Consider the following 17,526-nt stretch of genomic DNA (forward strand, 5'->3'; position numbering starts at 1 on the left):
GGGCCCGGCCGCGACGGGGTGTGTCAGTCCGCGGCGGTGGCCGGTGCGTGCTGGGCGCGCAGGAAGAGCAGGTCGTGGACCACATGGCCCTTGTCCAGGCCCTGGCCCTCGAAGCGCGTGAGGGGGCGGAACGCGGGCCGGGGCGCGTATCCGCCGTCGGCCTGCGTGTTCTCGTAGTCCGGGTGTTCGGTCAGGACTTCGAGCATCTGCTCGGCGTACGGCTCCCAGTCGGTCGCGCAGTGCACCAGGGCCCCCGGCTTGAGCGGGACCTTGGCGAGGCTGAGGAACTCCGGCTGGATCAGGCGCCGCTTGTGGTGGCGCTTCTTCGGCCAGGGGTCGGGGAAGTAGACGCGCAGCCCGTCGAGGGAGGCGGCGGGGAGCATCTCGCGGAGCAGGATGATCGCGTCGCCGTTGGCCACCCGTACGTTCGTCAGGCCGTTCCGCTCGGCGAGGCCCAGGAGGTTGCCCTGGCCCGGGGTGTGCACGTCGACCGCGAGGATGCCGGTGTCGGGGTCGTCGGCGGCCATCTGCGCCGTCGCCTCGCCCATGCCGAAGCCGATCTCCAGGACGACGCGCTTCCTGCCGTCGAACAGCTCGTCGAGGTCGAGGACGCGCTGCCCGTCGATGTCGAGGCCCCACGCGGGCCACAGCCGCTGGAGGGCGTCCGCCTGGCCCGTCGTGACGCGGCTGCGGCGGGGCTGGAAGCTGCGGATACGCCGCTCGAAGTGCGAACCGGCGGGGTCGGGCGCGGGCCCGTCGGGAAAGCGCGGCTCGCCCTTGGCGCGTGCGGGAGCCGGGGCTTGGGGACCGGCGGCCTCGGGGGTGTGGGCTTCGGGGGTGTGGGGTGACTCAGACACAGTGAGGCGATTTTAGACGCCGGATCCGGCCGGGGCCCAAGCTCAGGAACCGAGCGCGGCCAGGGCCCGCCGGGCGACCTCGCGGCCGATCGGGAGCGAGGCCGTCGCCGCGGGGGACGGCGCGTTCAGCACATGCACCGTGCGCGGGGCCTCGCGGATCAGGAAGTCGTCGATTAGGGTCCCGTCCCGCAGGACCGCCTGCGCCCGGACGCCGGCGGGCGCGGGCACCAGGTCGTCCGCGGTCACCGCGGGCAGCAGCCTGCGCACCGCCGCCGTGAACGCGTCCCGGGACAGCGAGCGGCGCAGCTCCCCGGCCCCGTACCGCCAGTGCCGGCGCGCTATCCGCCAGGAACCGGGCCAGGCCAACGTGGCGCCGAGCTCGCGCGGTCTGACCGTCGACCAGTCGTACCCCTCGCGGGCCAGCGCGGGCACCGCGTTCGGACCGACGTGCACGCTCTTGTCGATGCCGCGCGTGAGATGGACGCCGAGGAAGGGGAACGCCGGGTCCGGCACCGGATAGACCAGGCCGCGCACGAGCTCGGGGCGGGCCAGCTCGAAGTACTCACCCCGGAAGGGGACGATCCGCATGCCGGGGTCGTCCCCCGCGAGACGGGCGATCCCGTCGCAGTGCAGCCCCGCGCAGTTCACCAGGACGCGCCCCCGCACGACATCCCCGGCTGCCGTGCGCACCGCGACACCACGCTCCGCGCGGCGGTCGATCTGCACCACTTCGGCGCCGTACCGGATGTCCGCGCCCGAGGCCTCGGCGAGATGCCGGGCCACGGAGGCGTAGTCGGCGACGCCCGTCGTGCCCACGTGGATCGCGGCGAGGCCGCGCACATACGGCTCGTACTCGCCGATCTGGGCGGGGCCGAGCTCCCGCACCGGAATCCCGTTCTCCCGGCCGCGCTGGACCAGGGCGTGCAGGCGGGGCAGCTCGTCGCGCTCGGTGGCCACGATCAGCTTGCCGGTGACCTCGTGCGCGATGCCATGCTCGGCGCAGAACTCGACCATCTCGGCCGCGCCCCGCACCGCGAAGCGGGCCTTGAGCGAGCCGGGGCGGTAGTACACACCGCTGTGGATGACCCCGCTGTTGCGCCCCGTCTGGTGTCTGGCGGGGCCGTGCTCCTTCTCCAGGACGGTCACACGGGTGCCCGGTACCGCGCGCGTGAGGGCGTACGCCGTCGACAGACCGACGATCCCGCCGCCGATCACCAGCACGTCGCAGTCGTACCCGCTCGTCATCACCGTGCCTCACCTCCCGCCCCCGATACTGCACTGCGCCACTGACAACGCGTTCAAACCCGGGCGGTGGCCGTTCGGCTGAACCGGTTCCTTCACACATCTGCCCTACGCCGGCGCCATCAGGAGCGGCCTCGCCCTCTCCCGCAGCTCCACGACGCGCGGCTCGTCCCCGTAAGGCTCGAGGCGGTGCAGCAGATCCTTCACGTACTCGGTGGTCCGGGCCGACGAGATCCGCCCCGCCACCTCCAGCGCGCGCGTGCCCTGCTCGCACGCCGCGTCCAGGTTCCCCGACTCCAGCTCGGCGACCGCCGACACCACGAGGCGTAACCCGTGCGAGCGCACGAACTCCTCCGTGGGCTTCGACAGGGCCTGCTCCGTGAAGCGCCGCACCTGGCGAGGTGCCTTCAGGTCGCGGTAGCACTCGGCGGCGTCGGCGGCGAAGCGGTCGTACGAGTAGAAGCCGAGCCACGACGGGTCGTGGTCCCCGTCGCGCGCCCGCTCCAGCCAGCCCTCCGCGGACCGCAGCGCGGCACCCGCGGCGTGCGCGTCACCGGCGCGCGCATGTGCGCGTGCCTCCACCAGCCGGAAGAAGCTCATCGTCCTGGCGGTGGCGAGCCCGCGATTGCGCTCCAGGGCGGCCTGCGCCAGGTCCACCCCCTCGTCGCCGAACCCGCGGTACGTCGCCTGGAGCGACATCGACGCCAGCACGTAGCCCCCCAGGGGCACGTCCGCCGCCGCGCGCGCGAGCCGCAGCGCCTGGATGTAGTAGCGCTGCGCCGCCTCCTGCTGGCCCGTGTCGAACGCCATCCACCCGGCCAGGCGCGTCAGTTCGGCGCTCGCCCCGAACAGGGCGCGCCCCACGTCGTCCGAGTACGCGCCGAGCAGCAGCGGGGCCGCCTCGACGCGCAGGCACTCGGGGACCATCGACGAACGCCAGTCGCCGCCCCCGTACTTGGAGTCCCAGCGCCGCGCGTCCTCGGCCGCCTCGCGCAGTTTCTGGACGTCGCTGTGGCCGACCCTCTGAGGCGTGTTGTCCCCGCCGCTCTCCAGCGGCTGGGCGTCGCGTGCGACCGACGAGTCGGCCGGCGTTATCAGCCATCTCGACGCGGGCGTCGCGTACGCGCTCACCGCGAACGATCCGGCCAGCGACTGCCAGATGCCGCCGCCCGTGCGGCGGCCCGCGAGGTCGAGGCGGTACAGCTCCGTCGCCGACTTCACCGCCGCCCCCACGTCACGCGGGAAGGCGAGGCCCACTTCGGGCGCGGGATCCGCGTCCGCCAGGCCGATCTCGTGCAGCGGCACGGGCCGGCCCAGCTTCTGGCCGATGGCGGCGGCGATGAGGTGCGGCGCAGCGCCCTGCGGCACCATGCCCTTGGAGACCCAGCGGGCCACCGAGGTCTTGTCGTAGCGAAGCGTCAGACCGCGTTGCGCGCCGAGGTCGTTGACCCGCCGCGCCAGGCCTGCGTTGCTGATTCCCGCGAGGGCGAGAACGGTGCCGAGTTTCTCGTTCGGCCCGCGTTGCTCCCTGGACATGCGCCACCCCTCGACACAGCCGGCTGCCGCGGTGGCATAACCGCGCGGCATTCGTACACCCAGCGTAGTTCGCCGGATCCCAAGCGTTAAGGGGCATAGTTCCGGATGGCGGGAATATTGTCCGTACGGGAGTACGTGCCCGGGGCGCCGCCGTCACGGTGTGCTCCGCCCGTGTGGCCGTGCGCCTGTGCGTGCGCTCTTCTGCGGCCCTGGGGGGAGCGCTTCCATGGATGGTGCGTGGGTCGGCCCGCTGTACTGGATCCAGCGGGCTGGGGGACACCGCCGCCTTCATCCCCGCGGGCGGCGGACCGGTCCGGGAGGTGCAGGGCGCCTCCCGGACCGTGCGTTGCGCGCGGTGGCCGATGTGGTGTGCACAGGTCTGGCCATCCACAGCCGATTTGGCCGAAAATCGACGGTCCCGTACGGCAGCACCGATGCCCCCGAGCGGTCCCTGGGGGGTTCAACTGCCGCTCAAAAGGGGCGCATTCGATGGCGCACGTGCCGCCCGGTCGCCTCTCCCGTACGCGTCCTTCGTGGCAGCATGGGGACTCTGTTCCTGTGATTCCCTCTGATTCCTTCTGACGAGGTTCTGTCCACGGCCTGTGGAGGCGGCGATGCGGTGGTTGGTGGGGTGGAGCAGTACCGCCGCCGGGCCCGTGCGGTTCGGGTCCGCGGGCTCGACCGGACCGGACGGGGAGACCGTCCATCCCGTGGGTTCGCAGCTCCTGTGGGGTGACCCCGATCCGCTGTGGGCGGTCGGCGACTGGCGTCCGGACGAGGTCAGGATCGTCAGCGCCGACGAGCAGACCCGTATCGCCGTACTCGGCACCTGCGGTGCCACCGACGAGCAGCTGCGGGTCGGCCTGTTCGCCGCGCGCGGCGGGGCCCTGCGCCACCTCACCGCCTGGTCCGGCAGCTACACCGCGGTCGTCCAGGTCGGCCGGCGCCTCATGGTCGCCGGTGATCTCGCGGGCGCACGGCCCGTGTTCTACACGCCCTGGGCCGGCGGCACCGCGTACGCGACGGCCGCCCTGCCGCTCGCCGACCTGATCGAGGCCCACCTCGACATCGGCCATCTCGCGGCCCTGCTCGCCGCCCCCGACGTGCCCGAAGCCCTGCACGACTCGACGCCGTACCAGGGCGTACGCCGCATCCCGCCGGGCCACGCGCTGATCCTGCGCGCCGGTGCCCGCGAGATCGCCGGCTACGAACCGGTCGCGTCGCTCGCCGTCGCCGCGCCCGCCGCGGACCCCACCGGCGCGGTGGACGCCCTGCGCGACGCGCTCGTCGAGGCCGTACGCGCCCGGCTCGCCGCGCCCCGGCACGTCCCCGGCGCCGACATCGACCCGGGACCCGTCCCCGGCATGGGCCCCGCCGAGCGGCGCGCGGCCCGCGGCATGCCCGTGCCCGGCATCGGCGCCGACCTCTCCGGAGGACCCGCGTCCGGAACTCTCGCGCTGCTCGCGGCGGGACTGCCCGGGCTGCCCGGCACGGTCCTCGGCCACGGCACGGGCGCGGGCGAACGCCTCCTCGCCGTCACCTTCAACGACCTGTCCGCGGGCGCCGAAGGACGCGAGGCCGAACTCCAGCGCGCGGGCGCCATCGCCGCGAACCCTCGGCTTCACCACGTCGTCGTCACCGCGGGCGAAGAGGCGCTCCCCTACGCCGAGTTGGACGGCCCCCTCACCGACGAGCCCGGCCCCTCCCTGATCACCGCCGCCCGCCACCGCACGCGCCTTCTCTCCGGGAGCGCCGACCACTTCACGGGCTACGGCGCCCGCCAGGTCCTCGACGCGCACCCGGCCCGCCTCGCCGACCTCCTCATGGACCGGCGCCGGCGCCACATGGTCAAGCCGGTCGCCGCGCTCGCCAAGGCGGACGGCGGCTCCGTGCTGGTGCCCGCGCGCGTGTACGGCGCGGCGCGCAAGCTGGCCCGCACGCCGTACAAGGCGGGCATCGCAAGCCTCGCGGAGCGGCTGCTGCAGCGGAATTTCGAGGACCCGGGCGGTGAAGCGGGCGCCGTCGGCGCATCGCTCGCGGCCCTCGCCTGGGCGAGACCGGGGCCCGCCGCACGCTGGCTGACGGGCGAGGCCCTCGCTGAAGTATCGGTTCGCCTCCAGGACGGCGCGACGCGTCCGGGGCAAGGACCGGGGCAGCGGCCCGGCGCGTTCCGGGCCCGCGCCGCCCTCGCCCGTCACGCGGCCGACCTGCGCGTCCTCGAACAGGCCGCCGAGGTCCGCTTCCAGCGCCTGCACGCCCCCTTCCTCGACAACCAGGTCGTACGCGCCTCCCGCGCCCTCCCCGAGGCCCTCCGCGTCCGGCCCGGCGCCCGCGCCGACATCCTGCGTACCGTCCTCGAAGGCGCCGGCGTCAGCGAACTCCCCGCCGGCTGGGGCGCCCCCTCGCACGCGTCGTCCGCCGCGGCGGCCCGCACCGGCCTGCGCGTCCGTGCCGACCACCTCATCCAGCTCTTCGACACCCCGCTCCTCGCCCAGACCGGCCTGATCGAGGCCCGCGTCGTCCGCAAGGCCCTGCGCGCGGCGGCCGACGGCGAGCCCCTGCCGCTGGACGGCCTCGCCGACCTCGTCTCCCTCGAACTCTGGCTGCGCCGCCTGCTCGCCCGCCGCGGCACCTGCTGGACCGGCACCCCGGCCCGCCAGCGCGCCGTCCCCACAGGGAGCGTCGCACCGCAGCGGGGCGCACTGGGAGCCGGGCGCTGAAGAATTGCGCCCGTGGTGTCCCCGGCGCCCCGAACCGGAATCCGCGCGACTGAGCCCGTCCCGACCCGTGAGAATGGACCCGTGCGGTACCGAATCCTGGGCGTCACCGAGGCGTACGACGATCAAGGCACACCCCTGCCCGTGGGCGGACAGCGCCTGCGCGCCCTGCTCACGTCGCTCGCGCTGCACGCCGGCCGCACCGCCCCTGCGGACGCGCTCATCGACGACGTATGGGCCGACGAGCCACCCGCCGACGCGACCGCCGCCCTCCAGGCCCTCGTCGGCCGACTGCGCCGTGCCCTCGGCAAAGACGCCGTCACTTCGGAGGCGGGCGGCGGCTACCGCCTCGCCGCCCGCCCCGACGACGTGGACCTGTACGTCTTCGAGCGCCTCGTCCGTGAGGGCACGGCCGCCCTCACGGCGCACGACCCGGCGACCGCGTCCCGCGCCCTGCGCGACGCGCTCGCCCTGTGGCGCGGACCCGCACTCGCCGACCTCGCCGACCGCACCGCCGCGACCCGCCCCGAGGCCCAGCGCCTCGAAGCGGCACGCGCGCGCGTGGAGGCCGATCTGCAGCTCGGCCGCGCCGCGGACGTCGTACCGGAGCTGACCGAACTCACCCACGCCCACCCGTACGACGAGCCGCTGCACGCCCTCCTCATCCGCGCCCTGCGCGACGCGGGCCGCGGCGCCGACGCACTCGCCGCCTACGAGACGTCCCGCCACACCCTCGCCGACGGCCTCGGCGTGGACCCCGGACCCGAACTGGCCGCTCTGTACGCCGACTTGCTCGACCCGGCCCGCGTCCACGCCCGCGACTCCGGCCGCCCGGCGCCGCCCCGGCAGCCGCAGCGCGCCGGCAATCTGAGGCCACGCCTCAACTCGTTCGTCGGCCGGGAACCCGAACTCGACGCCATCCGTTCAGACTTGCAGGCGGCCCGCCTCGTCACCCTTACCGGACCCGGCGGCTCCGGCAAGACCCGCCTCGCCGAGGAAGCCGCCGCCGAGCACCCCCGTGCCTGGCTCGCCGAGCTCGCCCCGCTCGACCAGCCCGAGGCCGTGGCGGGCGCCGTCGTCAGCGCCCTCGGCCTGCGCGAGACGGTCCTGATGACCAGCGAGCACTCGGCGCCGCAGGACGACCCCGTGGCGCTGCTCGTCGAGCACTGCGCCCAGCGCAGCCTGCTCCTGATCCTTGACAACTGCGAACACGTCATCGGCGCCGCGGCCGAGCTCGCCGAGACCCTCCTCACCCACTGCCCCGGCCTCACGGTCCTCGCCACCAGCCGCGAACCCCTGGGCGTGCCCGGCGAGTCCGTGCGCCCCGTCGAACCCCTGCCGCCCGACCCCGCGCACCGCCTGTTCGACGAGCGAGCCCGCGCCGTGCGCCCCGACTTCGACGTCACCGGCGACCCCGAGGCCGTGGCCGAGATCTGCCGCCGCCTGGACGGCCTGCCGCTCGCCATCGAACTGGCCGCCGCCCGCCTCAGACTGCTCACCCCCCGCCAGATCGCGGACCGTCTCGACGACCGCTTCCGCCTGCTGACCAGCGGCAGCCGCACCGTCCTGCCCCGCCAGCAGACCCTGCGCGCGGTCGTCGACTGGTCCTGGGACCTCCTCGACGAGCAGGAGCGTACGGTCCTGCGCGAGGCGTCCGTCTTCGCCGGCGGCTGGGATCTGGAGGCCGCGGAGGCCGTCTGCACCGGCCCCGCGTCCGACCTGATCGGCGCGCTCGTCGACAAGTCCCTCCTGGTGGCCACCCCGGGCGACGGCAGCATGCGGTACCGGATGCTGGAGACGATCCACGAGTACGCGACCGAACGCGCCGCCGAGACACCGCTGTTGCGCGCCGAGGCCGAGCGGCGCCACGTCGCCTGCTTCCGAGCCCTCGTCGAGAAGGCCGACCCGCTCCTGCGCTCCGCCGAGCAGCTTCCCTGGATCGAGCGCCTGGAGACGGAGCTCGACAACCTCCGCGCCGCCCTGCACCGCTCCACGGTCACCGGCGACACCGAGTCCGCGGTCGGACTCGCCCTCTCCACCGGCTGGTTCTGGTGGCTGCGCAACTACCGCAGGGAGGGCGCCGAATGGGTCGGCCACATCCTGGAGGAGCTGCTCCCGACGCCCCGCCCGGAGCGTCCGGCCCCCTCCGCATGCCGGGGCCCCCGGTCCGACGGGCGGACGTTCCCCGCCGCGGGCGACCTGGCGGACGAGGACGACCCGCTGTACTGGCCTCTCATGGAGCTGCGCCTCCTGCACATCTTCTTCGTGGCCCAGTCCGAACCCGAGAGCGCCCTGCGCGGGGAGGCCGACCGGGAGTACCTCGTGCGGGTGCGCGACGCCTTCGCGCGGCCCGGGCCCGTGGGGGCACGCTTCCCCGGCATCATCTGGCCGTTCACCGTGCACTTCCTGGACAACCCGGAAGACGTCAGGGCCGCCCTCGACCGGGCCGTCGCCAACTGCCGGTTGTACGGCGGCGAGTGGGAGATCGGCGTCACCCTGATGTTCCGTACGCACACCGCCGTCGACGGGCCGGGCAACCTCACGGGCGTCGACGACGACGTCGCCGAGCTGCGGACCATCAGCCGCCGCGTCGGGGACCGGTGGATGCGGGCCCAGGTGTGCAGCGCGGCCGGTGAGGCGGCCATCGCGCGCAGCCGGTTCGACGAGGCGAAGGGCGAGTTCGAGGAGGCGCTGCGCCTCGCCTACGAGGTGGGCGCCTACGCGGAGGCACCGTTCCTCATCGCCCGGCTCGGAGAGATCGCCTACCGCTCCGGCGACCCCGACGTGGCCCGCAAGCTCCTGGCCGAGGCGAGCGGGGAGGCCGACCGGTACGGGGTGCCGGACCCCCACGCGTACGTGCACCTCCTGAACGCGCTGATGGCGGTGGAGGACGGCGAGGTGGCACGGGCCCGCGCGCTGTGCGACGAGGCGGCCAGGGAGTCGTCGCGCGGAACGCCGCCGCCGCAGTTCACGGCGGCCGTCGGGGGTGTCGACGCGCGGATCACCGCTGCCGAGTCGGGGCCCGCGCGCGGCCTCGCGGTCCTCACCGACGCCCTGCGGTACGCGGTCGAGACGCGTTGTGCGGAGATCGTCAACGCGGGCCTCGCGGGCCGCGGGGCACTCTTCCTGGCCCAGCTGGGCGACGCGGAGGGCGCGGTACGGCTGGTGGCCGCGTCCGACGGCTGGCTCGGCGGCGCCGAGCGCCCGCTGCCCGAACGCGCCGAGATCGAGGCGCTGGGGGCGGAGGCGGTCGCCGCGCTGGGCGCCGACAAGTACGCCGAAGCGCGCGCCGCGGGTGCGGGACACACGGCGGCCGAGGCGGTCACGTTCCTGACGGAACGCGTCCGCCGCTTCAACTGAGGTCAGCTGAGGCCGCTCACCGGCAGGTGAAACGGGACTCCGCCCAGTCCCCGACCGCGAGGGAGTCGAAGTTCGTCTGCGGCTCGGTGACCAGCCGGATCGCCTTGCGCCCCGCCAGATTCACGTGAACCGGAACGGCAGGGTCCCCGCCTCTGAGGACCTGCGATCTCCACAGGCGCACCCCGTCCGCGTACATGGAGAACCGCACCGCTCCCGTGCCGAGCGTCATGTCGTCGACACCGGCGAAGGCGTCGTACGCGGTGCAGCTGCGGTTGAGGTCGATGGTCACGGAGGAGTTCGCGTGGACGGTGACGCCGTTCGCGTACTGCTTGTCCGCGACGCGCAGGTCGTAGCGCTGCCACACCCAACTGCTCTCGCCGGTCCGGATCTCCGGCTCGGTGCCGTCGCCGAGTCCGGCGTACGGCAGCTGGTTCAGCTGGTAGACGGCCGGGGCGGGCGGGGGAGGCGTGGGCTTCGGAGTGGGCTCGGGCGTCGGCTTCGGGGCCGGCTTCGGGGCCGGCTTCGGGGGTGGTGTCGGCTTGGGCGTCGGCTTCGGGGTGGGCGTCGGCTTCGGCGCGGGCTCGGGGGGAGGCGTCGGCTGCGGGGCCGGCGGCTCGGGCTTCGGCTTCGGGGGAGGCGTCGGCTTCGGCGGGGTGATCGGCTGCGAGACCGCCGGTTTCTCCTTGCGCGCCTCCGGCTCGGGCTTCTGCGGGTCGCCCGCGAGGGCGATCGCCACCGCCACTGCCACGCCCGCCGCGACCACACCGGCCGCGATGCCCGCCTTCACGGGCGCGCCGAGCCCCTCGGACGCCGCGGCGCCCCCGCCCGCGGCCCCTCCGGAACTGCCGCCCGCCGCGGCCGCCGCACCGGCGCCCGCCGCACTCGCGGCGCCGCCGCCGATGAGCGCGACCACCTTCGCGTACCCGGCGGCACCGAACCAGCCGATGACCGCCACCGGCACGACACCGGGGATCCCGCTGGCGACTTCCTTGATCTGACCGGCGGCGAGCCGGCACTTGGCGCACTCCTCCAGATGCTTGCGCAGGCCGCGCTCGGCCCGGGTGCGCAGGCTGCCGCGGGCGTACGCGCCGAGCCGGTCGGCGTAGCGCGCGCACTCCTCGTCCTGGGTGAGGGTGGTGCTCACATGGGCCTGGAGGTACGCCTCCTTGAGGCCCTCGCGGGCGCGCTTGGCCAGCACGCGCGTGCCGTTGGCGTCGAGGCCGAAGAGCGTGGCGACCTCGCTGGGCGACTCGTCCTCGACCTCCGTGTGCCACAGGACGGCCTGCCAGCGCTCCGGCAGGGACCGGAAGGCCTGCATGGCCATCGACTGCTCGGCCTCGTGCATCGCGAGGACGTCGGCTCCGAGATCCAGGGTGTCGTCGTCGGAGACCTCACTGGAGCGGGCGGCCTGCTGGGCGAACACCGCGAAGTCCTCGACCAGGTGCTCGCGCTTCGCCGACTTCGTCCAGCCCGCGGCGACGCGGCGCACGGTGGTCAGCAGATAGGCGCGCACCGCGTGCTCGGGCCCGCTGCCGCCGCGCACGGCCTGAAGCATGCGCGCGAACACCTCGGCGGTGAGGTCGTCGGCAGTGTGCCCGTCCCGGCAGCAGGTGCGTGCGTAACGGTGAACGGCGGCCGAGTGACGGCGGTACAGCTCCTCGTACGCGGTGTCGTCGCCGGACCGCATACGGGCGATCAGGTCGGCGTCCGCCGGAGGCGTGTCACGCGGGGGCGACAGGACGGAGGCGCCCGGATCCACGCCGTGCTCGCGCTGCTGCGGGACGCTCGGGTCGGAGCGGTCCTCACCCGGGGCGTCGGAGGGGCCGGGGGGTTCGGAGCCCGGCGAGTTGCCGCGGCGTGGACCTCCCTGGCTCGGCACCTGCCGCGCGGGCAGCCCGCCGGTCCCGGTGTCGCCCGCACCACAGTTCTCGAGTGGCTCGTCCCGCCCGTCAACGTTCACCGCGGAAAGCCCCCGACCGCACACTCAGACCCGAACACGCGGGAAAGAGTGCCACAAGGGTGGCCCGCACCACCTGCCGGTGCCCGTCAACCACTCATCCGTGGAAACTTCCTACAGCGAAGCAATAGCTTTCACCCGTACGGGTAGTGGTCAACGTTCGTGTCAAAAACGGGAGTTGGCCGCGCGCGACGCACATGCACCACCCACGGCCGTCCCCACAGCCGGCACCGCGCGCATCACCTGGCACCGGGCCCGCCGAAGGCCGCCGTGGCACCCCAGGCGTCGGTCGTACGCCCAGAACCCGCCCCGCCCCCGGTGCGCCCAGCTCCACCGGTCCCACGCGGTACTGCCCGCCCTTACGCGGGCCGCGACCGCAGCCCTTCGAGCAGGATGTCCAGAAGTCGCGACGAGGCCGCGGCCTGCTGTGCGGCGTCCGGCAGCGAGGGCGCCGCCGTGGCGATCACCAGCAGTACGTCCGCCACCGTCACGTCCTCGCGGAGCTCCGACGCCGCGCGCGCCCGGTCCACGAGCTGCCCGACGACCTCGAGCAGCTCCGCGGCGCCCGCGTCGTCCACCGGTACGGCCTCGGTGACCGGGGCCGTGCGCTGCTCCACGAGACGCAGCTCGGGCGGCGCGCCGGCGTGCCGCTGCTGCGGAACCCGCGTCTCGTCCCGGACCGCACCCGCCGCGTCGGCCCGCTCGTCGGGGACGCCGACGCGCAGCACCTGCGGAGGCAGCAGCCGCCCCGCGCCGGAGGCGACGGACGTGCGCAGGAAGCGCGACAGCGCCGACCACGGCTCGTCCTCCTGGCCGAGGGCGGCCCGCGCCTGGTCGGTCAGCCGGGAGGTCTCCTCCTCGGCTATGCGCCGCACCAGTACGTCCTTGCTCGGGAAGCGCCGGTACACCGTGCCGACACCGACCCGGGCCCGCCGCGCCACGTCCTCCATCGGCGCGCCGTACCCCAGCTCGCCGAAGACCTCACGCGCCGCGCGCAGGACGTGTTCCAGATTGCGCTGGGCATCCACGCGCAGCGGCGCGGCACGCGAACTGTCGCCCGCGCCGCGCCCGATACCGCCCGCGGTGGCGGCCGGTCCGCCGGCCACGGCCGAAGCGGAAGCCGCGGAAGTCCATTGAGAGTCCTGAATGTGCATATGTGTTCCCCCGGTAATGACGTCTCCCCCCGGAGACTCTCCCCGCCATTGGCAACCGGAGCGTGAGGAACAGGCCAGTTCCACGGACCCGTCCGACGGATCCGTCAGCGCATCCCCCGACACCCCGACAGCACACGAACATAGTTGAGCCGGAGTCAATTCAGAAGGGGCAGGTTCCGCACGGAGCGCCCCCCCGAACGGAGTACGCGGCGATTCCACCCCGATTGCACCCCCGCACCTCACCCGCTTCACACGCGCTGACCTGCGGACATGTCCCGTACTCCGGCAATTCGCCCGACCGGCTGCCGGTGCGGCCGCCGGTCACACAATTTGCCGGGGCTGTGGACAAACTCAGGTGGCCGATGCGTCATGGGGTGGTGCCGATGCCGAAGACTGCTTCTTCCCCGGGGACGGCCCCGGACGTCCCGCGTACGCGCGTCCTCGTCGTAGGGGGCGGATATGTCGGGATGTACACCGCCCTGCGCCTCCAGCAGAAACTCAAACCGGAACTGAGAAGCGGCCGGACCGAGATCGTCGTCGTCACCCCCGACCCGTACATGACCTACCAGCCGTTCCTACCCGAGGCCGCCGCCGGGTCCATCTCGCCGCGCCATGTCGTCGTGCCGCTGCGCCGCGTCCTCGGCAGGTGCCGCGTCATCGTCGGCGAGGTCACGGCGGTCGACCACGGCAAGCGCACCGCCACGTTCACCACGCTGGCCACCGAGGAGGAGGGCACGGGCGCCGTCGAGATCACGTACGACGAACTCGTCCTGGCCCCCGGCTCCGTCTCGCGCACCCTGCCCGTGCCCGGGCTCGCCGACCACGGCATCGGCTTCAAGACCGTCGAAGAGGCCATCGGCCTGCGCAACCACGTCATCGAGCAGCTGGACATCGCCTCCTCGACCCGCGACCCCGCCATCCGCGACGCGGCCCTCACCTTCGTCTTCGTAGGGGGCGGTTACGCGGGTGTGGAGGCACTCGGCGAACTCGAGGACATGGCGCGCTACGCCGCGGGTTACTACCACAACGTCACCGCGGACGACCTGAAATGGATCCTCGTGGAGGCCAGCGACCGCATCCTCCCGGAGGTCGGCGAGGAGATGGGCCGCTACACCGTCAGCGAACTGCGGCGCCGCAACATCGACGTACGTCTGCGGACCCGGCTCGAATCCTGCGAGGACCGGGTCGCCGTCCTCGACGACGGCTCCCGCTTCCCGACCCGCACCGTCGTGTGGACCGCGGGCGTCAAACCGCACCCCCTGCTCGCCGCGACCGACCTGCCGCGCAACGAACGCGGCCGCCTCACCTGCACCGCCCAGCTCGCCGTCGACGGCGCTCCGCACGCCTGGGGCGCGGGCGACGCGGCCGCAGTCCCCGACATCACGGCCGGCGAGGAGGGCAAGGAGTGCGCTCCCAACGCCCAGCACGCGCTGCGCCAGGCCAGAGTCCTCGGAGACAACATCGCGGCCTCCCTGCGCGGCGAGCCCCTGACGGACTACGAGCACCGATACGCCGGCTCAGTCGCCTCGCTCGGCCTGCACAAAGGTGTCGCACACGTCTACGGGCGCAGGATGAAGGGCTACCCTGCCTGGTTCATGCACCGCGTCTACCACCTGAGCCGGGTGCCGACCGTGAACCGGAAGGCCCGTGTCCTGAGCGAATGGATACTCACCGGGCTCTTCAAGCGCGAAATCGTCTCCCTCGGCTCGCTCGAACGCCCGCGCGCGGAATTCGAACTCGCGGCCGGGGGAATCCCGCCGGGCAGCCCCCCGGCGAACCCGCCCCAGGACCCGAAGGGGTCGACCTGACCGGACTCAGGAACTCCCCCTCAAGGACCGGCGTCTGACGGATGTCGGTCCGGTCGGTCAGACTGGTCCATGACCCTGGCCGGCCCCTGACCGTGGGCGGACCGACCGCCACGTTGCCCTTCCCCGCGCTCCCGGTCTCCCGGCCGGACAGGGGAGACCCCACCCGACCTCACGAGGCTTTCCCCACAGTGAACTTCACGCGCTGGAGCGCCCGGCTCCCCGGAACGCAGCGCCGCGCGGCAGCGCGGTCCGACCATGGCGTCTCCCAAAGCCAGCGAGGGGAAGGCGCCGTGCCCGCCGCCCGCCACGAACCCCCGTCCGACGACGACGCGCCCACGCCCGCCGCCGGCATCGACGAACTGCCCGCACGCGAGGTCCTCGACCGCGTCCCGGCCCTCGTCGCCCTCGTCCACGGCCCCGACCACCGCATCGCGTACGTGAACGACGCGTACGTCGCGGCCTTCGGCGACCGCCCCACCGGCGCCCCCGCGCGCGAGGCGCTGCCCGAGCTGGATGAACTCGGCCTGCTGCCGCTGCTCGACCAGGTCCTGCGCAGCGGCAAGCCGCGCACCGTCAAGTCACGCAAGGTGGCCGGCGGCCGCTCGTACACGTTCACCTGCACACCCGTGACGGTGCCGGCCGGCGAAACGGACGGTGGCAACGAGGGGGCGGGACAGGAGCGGGCAGGCGGCTCCGGAGTACTCGTCTTCGCGACCGACGTCACCGACCACGCCGAAGCCGCCGAGCGGCTGCGCGCCAGCGAGCGCCGTCAGCGCGAGACCGCCGTCACCCTCCAGCGCTCCCTCCTGCCCCAGGAGCTGGAGCAGCCCGACGACCTGCGCATCGCGGCCACCTACCAGCCGGGCGGCACCGAGGCCGCGGTCGGCGGCGACTGGTACGACGTGATCACCCTCGGCGGCGGCCGCACCGCCCTCGTCATCGGCGACGTCATGGGCCGCGGGGTGCGCGCAGCCGCCGTCATGGGCCAGCTGCGCACCGCCGTCCGCGCCTACGCCCGCCTCGACCTGCCGCCGCACGAGGTGCTCCAGCTCCTCGACGGCCTCGCCATCGAGATCGACGCCAACCAGATCGCCACCTGCGTCTACGCGGTCCACGACCCGAACGAGGGCCGCCTCGTCTACGCGTCGGCCGGCCACCTCCCCATCCTCGTACGCGACGAGAGCGGCACGATCCACCGCGCGGAGGAGCCCACCGGACCCCCGCTCGGCACCGGCGGGTGGCTGCACGCCTCCGGATCGGTGCCGCTCGGCCCCGGATCGACCGCCGTCATGTACACCGACGGCCTGGTCGAACGCAGGGACGAGGACATCGACGAGGGCGTCGCGGCCCTGGAGCGCGCGCTCGCCGGCGCCACCGGCACGCCCCAGGTCGTGTGCGACCGACTCATCCGCGCGGCAGGCGTCACCGCGGACCACGACGACGACGTGGCCGTCCTCGTCCTCCAGCACCCGGCGCGGACGGGGCCCGACGGAGAGCTGTTCCGCAACGCGGCCCTGGAACTCCTCGGCGGCGTCGAAGCGGCCCCACGCGCGCGTGCCTTCGCCTCGGGCGTACTCGCCAGCTGGCGTTTCTCACCGGAGCTGCACGACCTGGGCGTCCTGGCCGCCAGCGAACTCGTCGCCAACTCGATCCAGCACGGCACCCCGCCCATGCGCCTCAGGCTCCGCCGCACCGACCGGCGACTGATCATCGAGGTCACCGACGGCGACGACCACCTGCCGCGCCGCCGCCGCGCCGAACCCGCCGACGAGGCGGGCCGGGGCATCGCCATCGTCGCCACGATCGCCTCGAACTGGGGCTCCCGGCGCACCCCGGGCGGCGGCAAGGCGGTCTGGTGCGAATTCGCCCTGCCGCGTACGCCGTAATCGGCCGGGCCTCAGGCGGACGCGGCCGCGGGCACCGGCTCGACCGGAGCCCCGCCCTCCGCCACGATGCGGCTCTTCGCCAACGAAGGCTGGTCCTGCACGGGCGACAGATGCCGCCCGAGCCGCACCGCGAGGAACGTGATTCCCAGCGAGAACAGCACGAACGTCACGATGTACGGACCGTGCAGCGCGGCCCCCATGGGCCCGCCGACCGCCGGCCCGACGGCCAGAGCGAGCTGCTTGACCAGTGCGAACGCCGAGTTGTACTGACCGACCGTCCCGGCCGGCGCCAGATCGGCGACCAGCGGGGCCACGGTCGGCGACAGCATCGCCTCACCGAGACCGAACAGTGCGTACGTCGAGATGAACGCGGCCGTCGCCATGGCCTGGCTGCCGTGCCCCACACCCGCGTACCCGGCCGCGAGCCACGCGACCGCCCACACGAGCCCGACCGCGGCGATCACCCGGGACCGCCTGCGCCGCTCGACGAACTTCAGGACCGCGAACTGCGCGACCACGATCATCGCGGTGTTGGCGGCGAGCGCGATGCCCAGCGTCGACGGGGAGATCCCCGCCGCCTCCACGCCGTACGCGCTCAGGCCCGACTCGAACTGCCCGTAGCAGGCGAAGAACAGCACGAACCCGAGGACGCACAGCTGGACCATGGCCCGGTGCCGGAACAGCGCCCGCAGCCCGCCGCCCGTCCCGGAGCCGCCCTTCGGCACGGCCCCGCCGATCGTCGGCGCGTACGGCATCCGCACGAAACCGACGACAGCGGCGAGCACCAGGAACATCACGGCCTCGATGCCGAAAAGCAGGGTGAAGCTCGACGGGCGGCTCTCGTCGACGATCTGGCCGCCGATGAGCCCGCCGATGCCAAGACCGAGGTTCTGCAGGAAGAACTGCATGGCGAAGGCGCGCGTACGGGTGTCCGGCGTGGACGTCCACACGATCATCGTGGCGAGCGCCGGCTGGATCACCGCCGTGCCCGCACCGAGCACCGCCGCCG

The 17,526-nt window shown here is 73.9% G+C and carries 10 protein-coding genes (1 of these 10 cut by a window edge); 4 read left to right on the forward strand and 6 right to left on the reverse strand.

Annotated elements, in window-relative coordinates:
• Window positions 1-23: 23 nt before the first annotated feature.
• From trmB to OG698_RS25125, 3 genes are all read right to left on the reverse strand, one after another.
• Window positions 24-857, reverse strand: coding sequence for a tRNA (guanosine(46)-N7)-methyltransferase TrmB (trmB, locus tag OG698_RS25115; RefSeq protein ID WP_406105560.1), 834 nt, complete (start codon window positions 855-857; stop codon window positions 24-26).
• Window positions 858-899: 42 nt separating this feature from the next.
• Entirely contained in the window at window positions 900-2,102 is a 1,203-nt protein-coding gene (gene lhgO, locus OG698_RS25120) for an L-2-hydroxyglutarate oxidase (RefSeq protein WP_406105561.1), read from the reverse strand.
• A 105-nt stretch (window positions 2,103-2,207) separates the two neighbouring features.
• Window positions 2,208-3,635 carry an MFS transporter gene (locus OG698_RS25125; protein WP_406105562.1) on the reverse strand — a complete coding sequence of 476 codons (1,428 nt, stop codon included), beginning with the start codon at window positions 3,633-3,635 and terminating at the stop codon, window positions 2,208-2,210.
• Window positions 3,636-4,249: 614 nt separating this feature from the next.
• Between OG698_RS25125 and OG698_RS25130 the strand changes: the two genes are divergently transcribed.
• Both OG698_RS25130 and OG698_RS25135 read left to right on the forward strand, forming a co-directional pair.
• Window positions 4,250-6,355: an asparagine synthase-related protein gene (locus OG698_RS25130; protein ID WP_406105564.1), complete on the forward strand. Its 2,106-nt coding sequence runs from the start codon at window positions 4,250-4,252 to the stop codon at window positions 6,353-6,355.
• Between the two features lie 81 nt (window positions 6,356-6,436).
• Window positions 6,437-9,712: a BTAD domain-containing putative transcriptional regulator gene (locus OG698_RS25135; RefSeq protein WP_406105566.1), complete on the forward strand. Its 3,276-nt coding sequence runs from the start codon at window positions 6,437-6,439 to the stop codon at window positions 9,710-9,712.
• 16 nt (window positions 9,713-9,728) lie between these two features.
• Here OG698_RS25135 and OG698_RS25140 read toward each other — a convergent pair whose 3' ends face one another.
• Both OG698_RS25140 and OG698_RS25145 read right to left on the reverse strand, forming a co-directional pair.
• A complete protein-coding gene (locus tag OG698_RS25140; RefSeq protein ID WP_406105568.1) occupies window positions 9,729-11,672 on the reverse strand; it encodes a sigma-70 family RNA polymerase sigma factor in 1,944 nt (647 codons plus the stop codon).
• A gap of 356 nt (window positions 11,673-12,028) precedes the next feature.
• On the reverse strand, window positions 12,029-12,823 hold the full coding sequence (locus OG698_RS25145) for a TetR/AcrR family transcriptional regulator (protein ID WP_406105570.1): 795 nt from the start codon (window positions 12,821-12,823) through the stop codon (window positions 12,029-12,031).
• Window positions 12,824-13,206: 383 nt separating this feature from the next.
• Here OG698_RS25145 and OG698_RS25150 point away from each other — a divergent pair, with 383 nt between their 5' ends.
• Both OG698_RS25150 and OG698_RS25155 read left to right on the forward strand, forming a co-directional pair.
• Window positions 13,207-14,631: an NAD(P)/FAD-dependent oxidoreductase gene (locus OG698_RS25150; RefSeq protein WP_406105572.1), complete on the forward strand. Its 1,425-nt coding sequence runs from the start codon at window positions 13,207-13,209 to the stop codon at window positions 14,629-14,631.
• A 188-nt stretch (window positions 14,632-14,819) separates the two neighbouring features.
• The gene (locus OG698_RS25155) at window positions 14,820-16,517 is read left to right on the forward strand and encodes a SpoIIE family protein phosphatase (protein ID WP_406105574.1); all 1,698 of its coding nucleotides are present in this window, start codon (window positions 14,820-14,822) and stop codon (window positions 16,515-16,517) included.
• An 11-nt stretch (window positions 16,518-16,528) separates the two neighbouring features.
• Here OG698_RS25155 and OG698_RS25160 read toward each other — a convergent pair whose 3' ends face one another.
• On the reverse strand, window positions 16,529-17,526 hold the 3' portion of the coding sequence (locus OG698_RS25160; RefSeq protein WP_406105575.1) for an MFS transporter. 292 nt of this gene lie beyond the right edge of the window; only the last 998 of its 1,290 coding nucleotides appear in the window; its start codon lies beyond the right edge, outside the window — the gene reads right to left on this strand; its stop codon occupies window positions 16,529-16,531.

The organism is Streptomyces sp. NBC_01003, assembly GCF_045162695.1.
Lineage (GTDB): Bacteria > Actinomycetota > Actinomycetes > Streptomycetales > Streptomycetaceae > Streptomyces.

What these genes read in the sequence shown, in the direction of transcription:
- lhgO (WP_406105561.1), bottom strand. Translation starts at nt 2,102, where the DNA reads ATGACGAGCGGGTACGACTGCGACGTGCTGGTGATCGGCGGCGGGATC.
- OG698_RS25125 (WP_406105562.1), bottom strand. Translation starts at nt 3,635, where the DNA reads ATGTCCAGGGAGCAACGCGGGCCGAACGAGAAACTCGGCACCGTTCTC.
- OG698_RS25130 (WP_406105564.1), top strand. Translation starts at nt 4,250, where the DNA reads ATGCGGTGGTTGGTGGGGTGGAGCAGTACCGCCGCCGGGCCCGTGCGG.
- OG698_RS25145 (WP_406105570.1), bottom strand. Translation starts at nt 12,823, where the DNA reads ATGCACATTCAGGACTCTCAATGGACTTCCGCGGCTTCCGCTTCGGCC.
- OG698_RS25150 (WP_406105572.1), top strand. Translation starts at nt 13,207, where the DNA reads ATGCCGAAGACTGCTTCTTCCCCGGGGACGGCCCCGGACGTCCCGCGT.